Raw genomic sequence first — 7,460 nt, forward strand, 5'->3', positions numbered from 1 at the left:
AGGCCAGCTTGCGCGAAGCTGCTGGAGGCGAGCCCAGTCGTCGGATTGCCACGGATAAATCATAAAGAGTCTTTAAAACCAGGTTCTTGACGCGTTATTCTGCGAATATTATTTAGCGATCAAATACTTAGCGCTATCTTCTCAAGCTGTTTCTGAATATCAGCGATGGATTGCGTCGCGTCGACCACCGCGAATCGCTCCGGCGATTCTTCCGCGCGACGAAGGTACTCCGCCCTCGTTCGATTGAAAAACGCATCCGATTCGCTCTCGAACTTGTCCGGTGACCTGACCGCGCCGCGACGGTCGCTGGCGATGTTCGTCGGGATATCGAAAAGAACGGTCCGGTCGGGTTGAAAACCGCCCTGCACCCAGCGCTCCAGCGCTTCCAGCTTGTCTCGCGGCAAGCCACGCCCGCCGCCCTGATACGCGAAGGTGGCATCGGAAAAACGATCCGACAGGACCCAGTCGCCCCGCGCCAGGGCCGGCTCGATGACCTGCGCCAAGTGTTCCCGGCGTGCGGCGAACATCAGGAGTGCCTCGGTTTCAAGGTCCATCGGATGGTTGAGCAACAGCTCGCGCAGGCTTTCTCCAAGCGCGGTACCGCCCGGCTCGCGCGTAATGACGACCGAATGGCCGCTGGCGGCGATTTTTTCTTCGAGACGCTGGCGAAACCACTCGAGGTGTGTCGTCTTGCCTGCTCCGTCGATACCTTCAAACGTAACGAATCTGCCTCGCACCATCATTGTCCCCGGATGTACTTGTCGACGGCCCGGTTATGGTCGCCGAGATTGTCTGAAAAGATGCTGCTGCCGTCGCCCCGTGAGACGAAGTAAAGCGCCGTGCTGTTCGCGGGATTGAGCGCGGCGGCGAGTGAGGCCACGCCCGGCAGCGCGATAGGACCGGGCGGCAGGCCCGTGCGCGTATAGGTATTGTACGGAGTGTCAGTCTGCAGGTCCTTTTTGTGCAGGCGACCACCGTACGCCGAGCCGAGTCCGTAGATCACGGAAGGGTCCGTCTGCAACGGCATGCCCCGGCGCAACCGGTTGGCGAATACGGCCGCGACCAGCGGCCGGTCAGCGGCGAGCCCGGTTTCCTTTTCCACGATCGAGGCCATGATCAGCGCGTCGTACGGCGTCTTGTACGGCAAGTCTTGCGCACGCGTGCTCCACGCTTCGTTCAGCCGCTGTTGCATCAGGTTGTAGGCGCGCTTGTAGACGTTGAGATCGCTCGTGTCTTTGTCGAAGAGATAGGTGTCGGGGAAAAACAGGCCTTCCGCGCTCGCTTTTGCCGTGACGTCGTCGGGCGCGCCGATCGCTCTCAGCAGATCGGTGTCGGTCATGCCGGCGCTGTCGTGCTTGAGCGCGGGATTCGAGTCGAGTTCGTTGCGCATCTTCTGGAACGTCCAGCCCTCGATCACGGTCGCGGCGAACTCGTTCGTGTCGCCCCGTGCGATCTTTTGAAGCAGTTCGTACGGCGTGATGCCGGTCTTGAACTCGTAGTTGCCGGACTTCAGTTGCGCCGAGAGGCCGAGCGCGCGCGTCATCAGCACGAACAATTCGGTTTCGACATGGACACCGCCGCGGCTGAGCTGAAGGCTCACGCTGCGCAGCGAGCTGTGGGGCTTGATGGTGACGTCGAGTTCGGGCGAGGCCAGGTCGACCGGGCTATTCGCCCACTTGAAGGCGCCCGCGACGAGCGCACCGGCGATCACGACCAGAACCGCCGCCGCGATCAGCAATTTCTTTGAAAGTGACATGCAAAACACGCTAAGGATAGACCCCATATAATACTTGTTCGCCTCCGTCAAAGTTAGGTCCATGAATTCTTCGACCGCATCATCCCAAGCCGCGCCCCAGTCTGCCTTCGACGCCATCGGCCATCCGGCACCCGGCGTCGGCGTGTTCGCGCTGCTGACGCAATTCGGTTTCATCGATACGACCGGCGACGACGCCGCGACATTCCTGCACACGCAATTGACCAGCGACGTGCAGCATCTCGATGCGTCCACGGCCCGCCTGGCCGGGTTTTGCACAGCGAAGGGCCGTTTGCTGGCGTCGTTCCTGATGTGGCGCACCGGCGACGCCGTACGCCTGATGCTGGCCGCCGATATCCAGGCTGCCGTGCAAAAGCGCTTGTCGATGTTCGTGCTGAGGGCCAAGGCAAAACTCACCGACGCCACGCCGGGATTGATCGCGGTCGGTTTTTCCGGCGATGTTCGCAAGCCCTTGTCCCGGCTTTTCGATGCCCTGCCCGACGGCGTTCACGTGAAAGTCGATGGACCGCGTGGATCGTTGATCCGCGTGCCCGATTCGGCTGGGCGGCCGCGCTTCTTGTGGATCGGTCCGAAAGTCGAGGTGGAGGCGCATCTGGCCGAGCTTGATGCCGAATTAACGCGTGCGTCCGCCGAAGTATGGGATTGGCTGGATATTCACGCCGGCGAGCCGCGCATCACGCACGCGACGTCCGAGCAATTCGTGCCGCAAATGGTCAATTTCGATGTGCTCGGTGGCGTCAACTTCAAGAAGGGCTGCTATCCGGGGCAGGAAATCGTGGCGCGCAGTCAATATCGTGGGACGATCAAGCGCCGGACATCGTTGGCGCATGTCGACGCTGAAAACGGCATTGCGCCCGGCATCGAACTTTTCCATTCCGACGACCCGGGCCAGCCGTGCGGCCTCGTGATCAACGTGGCCCCCGCAGCCGGTGGCGGCGTGGACGCGCTGGTTGAAATCAAGCTCGCCGCGCTCGAACACGGCTCGGTTCACGCCGGTGCTGCCGATGGTCCTGCAGTCCGGTTCCTGCCGTTGCCCTATGCCCTGCCTACTGAAGTCTGAGCCTAATGAAGACTGAGCATTATCGGCCATGTGTCTGATCGTTTTCGACTGGCAACCGGACGCTGGATCGCCCGGTTTTGAGGATCGGCCGTTGTTGACGCTCGCGGCCAATCGCGACGAGTTCTTGCGCCGCGACACCCTCCCTATGCAATGGTGGGACGACGTGCCCGGCTTGCTGGCTGGCCGTGACCTGAGCGGCGGCGGCACGTGGCTGGGTGTCACGCGCGACGGCCGTTTCGCTGCGCTGACGAACTATCGGGCGCCGTCCGAAGTGCGTTCCGATGTGCCCACGCGGGGCGCTTTGGTCAGCAATTTCCTGTCGGGCCCGGCTGTTGCGCCACTTGATTATCTTCAAGCCGTGGCTCGCGATGGACATCGCTATAACGGCTTCAACCTGCTCGCCGGCGATTTCACCCGCCGTGAAATGGGTTGGTATGGCAATCGTGCCGATGCCCCGCCCGCGTTGCTCGAGGCGGGCATTCATGGGTTATCGAATAGTTTGTTGAATACGCCGTGGCCCAAGCTGGTTGCCCAGCGCGACGCGTTGCACGATCTGATTCATGCCGATGAGCGTCCTTCGCTCGACCGGCTCATCGAGACGATGTGCAATCCCCATATTGCCGACGACGCCTTGTTGCCATCGACGGGAATTTCGCTGGAACGCGAGCGCGTGTTGTCGGCCGCGTTCATCGAGACGCCGGAGTACGCGACGCGGAGCACGACGGCGCTGCGGGTCGTTGCCTTGGATGGCGGATTGGCGCTGGAAATCAAGGAACGAAGCGACGACGATGGCTCGCACAAGATCCAACGGCCGGGGAAGTTCGAAAGGGCGGAAGGGTTCAGGATTGAGTAGGGTCCACCTACCTACTTCACCCCCTTCACCTCTGGCTTCAATGACAATGGGTCCGTTGGATTGCGTAACCCCAGGATATCGTCGAAACGCAGTTGCACCGACGCCAGGATCTTCGGATGCGTCAGCACGTAGAACCGCTGTTCGCTCACGGCATCGAAGGTCATCTCCGCCACATCCTTCGCGCTCACCCTCCCGCCCTCCACCGCTTTCGTCAACTGCTTGTCGGCCATTTGCTGCGAGGCCGTCAGCGGCGAATCGTTGCGCAAGCCTTCAGGCCGCGAACGCTCAGCGTGCGCAATGCCCGTGGGCACGAATGCCGGACATAGCAACGAACAACCCACCGGTCCGCCAACAATCGCCAGGTCGTGATAAAGCGTCTCGGTCAACGCGACCACGGCATGCTTCGACGCGTTATATACGCCCATTGCCGGCGATGCCAGGAATCCCGCCACCGACGCCGTATTCACGATATGCGCCGGCTCGTTCTGTTCGAGCATGAGCGGCGTGAATGCGCGCACGCCGTTCGCCACACCCATCACGTTGACGCCGAACACCCACGCCCAGTCGTTCGCGCTGCTTTCCCAGACGAAACCGCCCGTGCCGACGCCCGCATTATTGAACAGCAGATGAACGCCGCCAAACGTATCGAGCGTTGCACGGGCAAGTGCATCGACTTGCTCGGCATCCGATACGTCGGTGGGCACGCCGAGCGCCTGCGCGCCCAAATTGCGTACCATCTCAACGGTTTCGGCGAGCCCTTTCACGTCGACATCGGCGAGCACGAGCTTCATGCCGAGTGCCGCGCCTTTCAACGCGAACTCACGGCCAAAGCCGCTGCCACCACCCGTGATCACCGCCACTTTGTTTTCGAATTGGTCCACTGCGTCTCCGTTGCGAGCTAAGGCGTCAGGTGTTCAGATCAGTTTCACCAACTGCTTGCCGAAGTTCTTGCCCTTGAGCAGTCCGAGAAAAGCCTCCGGCGCGCTCTCAATACCCTGCGCCACGCTCTCGCGATACTTCAACTTGCCCTGCGCGACAAGGCCGCCGAGTTGCCCAAGCGCCTCGGGCCACACCTCGGGCGACTCGCTCACGATAAATCCCTGCACCTTCAACCGCTGCGTGAGAAGGAGCGAGGGCTTTGCGAGCGGTATCGACGAGCCGTCATAGTTGGCAATCATTCCGCACAGCGCGATCCGCCCGAACGCGTTCATGCGCTGCAGCGCTGCATCGAGCACTTCGCCGCCGACGTTCTCGAAGTATCCATCGACACCATTGGGCACCGCGGCCTTCAGATCCTGATACAGGTTGCCTGCCTTGTAATCGACGCAGGCATCGAAGCCGAGCGTCTCGGTCACATAGCGGCACTTGTCCGCACCGCCCGCAATGCCCACCGCGCGGCATCCGGCCGCCTTCGCCAATTGTCCGACCACGCTGCCGACCGCCCCACTCGCCGCGCTCACCAGGACCGTCTCGCCAGCTTTCGGCTCGATAATCCTGTTCAAGCCGAGCCACGCGGTCACGCCCGGCATGCCGACCGGGCCGAGATACGCCGACAAAGGAATGTGCGCGGTATCGACCTTTCGCAGGCCCGCGCCATCCGAGGTGCCGAATTCCTGCCAGCCGAACATGCCGACCACCTTGTCGCCGACCGTGAACTTCGGGTTCTTAGACTCCACGATTTCGCCCACCGTCCCACCGATCATCACCTCGTTGAGCGGCTGCGATGCGGCGTATGACTTCGAATCGTCCATGCGCCCGCGCATGTAGGGATCGAGCGAGAGGAAATGATTGCGGACGCGAACCTGGCCGTCGGCGAGGGGTTCGAGCGGCGTTTCCACCAGCTTGAAATTGCTGACGCTCGCGGCACCTTGCGGGCGCGAAACGAGGAGGATCTGGCGGTTGATCTGGGATTGCTCGGACACTGTGGTTCTCCTGTTCACTGCATGGCGACGTCAGGCGTCGCTGGGACCGGGTGTTGCCGAACGATCCGTTCGAACCCGTTGTTGCGCAATATCGCGGCCAACCGCAAGGCGGCGCATGTATTTGAATGTGCCAAGGGCCTTGGCGACGAAATGGCCTTCGCTATCGCGGATTTCGCCTTCGCAATAGGCCATGGTTGTCGAGCGGTGCAGCACACGGGCAAACGCGCGCAACTCGCCGCGTCCGGGCTGCATGAAGTTCACCTTCATCTCGACGGTGACGACGCCCACGCCATCGCCCGCGAGACTACGCGCGGCCATCGCGAGGGCGACATCGGCGAGGGTCATCGTCACGCCGCCGTGGGCAATGCCCCAAGTGTTCATGTGCGTCGGGCCGAGCGGCAACACCACCTCGCTCGCGCCGTCTTCAGCGACGACCAGTTGCACGCCGAGCGAATCGACAAAGGGACTTTCGGGAAGAATGGAAGGATCGGTCATTGCTTGGGCGCTCAACTCACACGTCGTAGTCGATGCTTTGGCGCGACTCGCGAACTGCCGCAACGAAGGGCTTGATCGCGAGATGTTTTGGATGGACCTGATACGCGTCCAGTGCTTCTTTGTTGTCGAAGTCGGACACGAGAACGACGTCGCAAGTGGCTTCATAGCCGTCCTGCGCAACACCGACTTCGAAGTGGCCTTGACCTGTAACGATGCTGCGGCAGCTTTCCAGCTTGGCCTTCAGCTTGACGATGTTTTCAGCGCGCGTGGCGCCTTCTGCGTGGTCCTTCAGCGTCCACATGACGATGTGTCTTAGCACGGGGGTCTCCTCGGTGAGATGAATGACGATGTATACGTAACAGTCGCCCAGCGTATCAAAAACGCCGGGCGACCGTCACGTCAATCCGCCATCACACCACTTCGAACAATCCCGCCGCGCCCTGGCCGCCACCAATACACATAGTCACTACGACGAATTTCGCTCCGCGCCGTTTCCCTTCGATCAACGCGTGTCCCGTCAGCCGCGCGCCCGATACGCCGTAGGGGTGCCCGACCGCAATTGCGCCGCCGTTCACGTTGATGCGATCCGGGTCGATGCCGAGTGTGTCGCGGCAATAAAGCACTTGCACGGCGAACGCTTCGTTCAGTTCCCACAGGTCGATGTCGCTGACTTTGAGTCCCGCTTTCTTCAAGAGTTTCGGCACGGCGAACACCGGTCCGATTCCCATTTCATCGGGCTCGCAACCCGCGACTGCGAAGCCGCGGAAGATCCCGATCGGCTTGAGCCCTTCCTTCTCGGCCACGGCCGCATTCATCACCACGCAAGCCGAAGCTCCATCGGAAAACTGGCTCGCATTGCCCGCCGTGACCACGCCACCCGGCATCGCGGTGCGAATCTTCGACACCCCTTCGAGCGTCGTGTCGGCGCGGATGCCTTCATCGGAGGAAAGGGTCACTTCTTTGGTGAACATCCGGCCGGACGCTTTATCCGCGACACCGGCAAGCACCGTGATCGGCACGATTTCATCGTTGAACTTGCCGGCCGCCTGAGCCGCCGCCGCGCGCAATTGCGATTGGACGCCGTATTCGTCCTGGCGCTCCTTCGATATTTCGTAGCGCTTCGCGACGTTCTCGGCGGTCTGCAACATGGACCAGTAGATGCCCGGCTTATGCTCCTTGAGCCAGCCTTCGAACAACATGTGCTGGTTCATTTCGTTCTGCACGCACGAGATCGATTCCACGCCGCCCGCCACGAACACGTCGCCTTCGCCGGCGATCACGCGCTGCGCCGCCAGCGCGATGGTTTGCAGGCCCGACGAGCAGAACCGGTTGACCGTCATGCCCGCCACGCTGACC

The 7,460-nt window shown here is 61.7% G+C and carries 9 protein-coding genes; 2 read left to right on the forward strand and 7 right to left on the reverse strand.

Features of this window, described 5'->3' with window-relative positions; genetic code table 11:
• Window positions 1-119 precede the first annotated feature (119 nt).
• Together tmk and mltG are read right to left on the reverse strand one after the other, a co-directional pair.
• The gene (gene tmk / locus WCA53_RS00965; protein WP_423904377.1) at window positions 120-740 is read right to left on the reverse strand and encodes a dTMP kinase; all 621 of its coding nucleotides are present in this window, start codon (window positions 738-740) and stop codon (window positions 120-122) included.
• The gene (gene mltG, locus WCA53_RS00970) at window positions 740-1,756 is read right to left on the reverse strand and encodes an endolytic transglycosylase MltG (protein ID WP_423904381.1); all 1,017 of its coding nucleotides are present in this window, start codon (window positions 1,754-1,756) and stop codon (window positions 740-742) included. Before mltG ends, tmk begins: the two co-directional genes overlap by 1 nt.
• A gap of 61 nt (window positions 1,757-1,817) precedes the next feature.
• Between mltG and WCA53_RS00975 the strand changes: the two genes are divergently transcribed.
• Window positions 1,818-2,834, forward strand: a complete 1,017-nt coding sequence (locus WCA53_RS00975; protein WP_423904384.1) for a YgfZ/GcvT domain-containing protein — start codon at window positions 1,818-1,820, stop codon at window positions 2,832-2,834.
• A gap of 28 nt (window positions 2,835-2,862) precedes the next feature.
• Window positions 2,863-3,687, forward strand: a complete 825-nt coding sequence (locus WCA53_RS00980; RefSeq protein ID WP_423904387.1) for an NRDE family protein — start codon at window positions 2,863-2,865, stop codon at window positions 3,685-3,687.
• An 11-nt stretch (window positions 3,688-3,698) separates the two neighbouring features.
• On the opposite strand, the gene WCA53_RS00985 is transcribed toward WCA53_RS00980, so the two are convergent.
• The 5 genes from WCA53_RS00985 to WCA53_RS01005 form a co-directional block, all read right to left on the reverse strand.
• Window positions 3,699-4,568 carry an SDR family oxidoreductase gene (locus tag WCA53_RS00985; protein ID WP_423904389.1) on the reverse strand — a complete coding sequence of 290 codons (870 nt, stop codon included), beginning with the start codon at window positions 4,566-4,568 and terminating at the stop codon, window positions 3,699-3,701.
• A 33-nt stretch (window positions 4,569-4,601) separates the two neighbouring features.
• Window positions 4,602-5,609, reverse strand: a complete 1,008-nt coding sequence (locus tag WCA53_RS00990) for an NADP-dependent oxidoreductase (RefSeq protein ID WP_423904392.1) — start codon at window positions 5,607-5,609, stop codon at window positions 4,602-4,604.
• A gap of 30 nt (window positions 5,610-5,639) precedes the next feature.
• Window positions 5,640-6,104, reverse strand: a complete 465-nt coding sequence (locus WCA53_RS00995) for a PaaI family thioesterase (protein WP_423904397.1) — start codon at window positions 6,102-6,104, stop codon at window positions 5,640-5,642.
• Between the two features lie 16 nt (window positions 6,105-6,120).
• Window positions 6,121-6,423 carry a Dabb family protein gene (locus WCA53_RS01000; RefSeq protein ID WP_423904400.1) on the reverse strand — a complete coding sequence of 101 codons (303 nt, stop codon included), beginning with the start codon at window positions 6,421-6,423 and terminating at the stop codon, window positions 6,121-6,123.
• A 91-nt stretch (window positions 6,424-6,514) separates the two neighbouring features.
• On the reverse strand, window positions 6,515-7,460 hold a 946-nt coding region (locus WCA53_RS01005), incomplete at its 5' end, for an acetyl-CoA C-acyltransferase (RefSeq protein WP_423904403.1).

The sequence above is a fragment of the Caballeronia sp. genome (assembly GCF_049581465.1).
Lineage (GTDB): Bacteria > Pseudomonadota > Gammaproteobacteria > Burkholderiales > Burkholderiaceae > Caballeronia.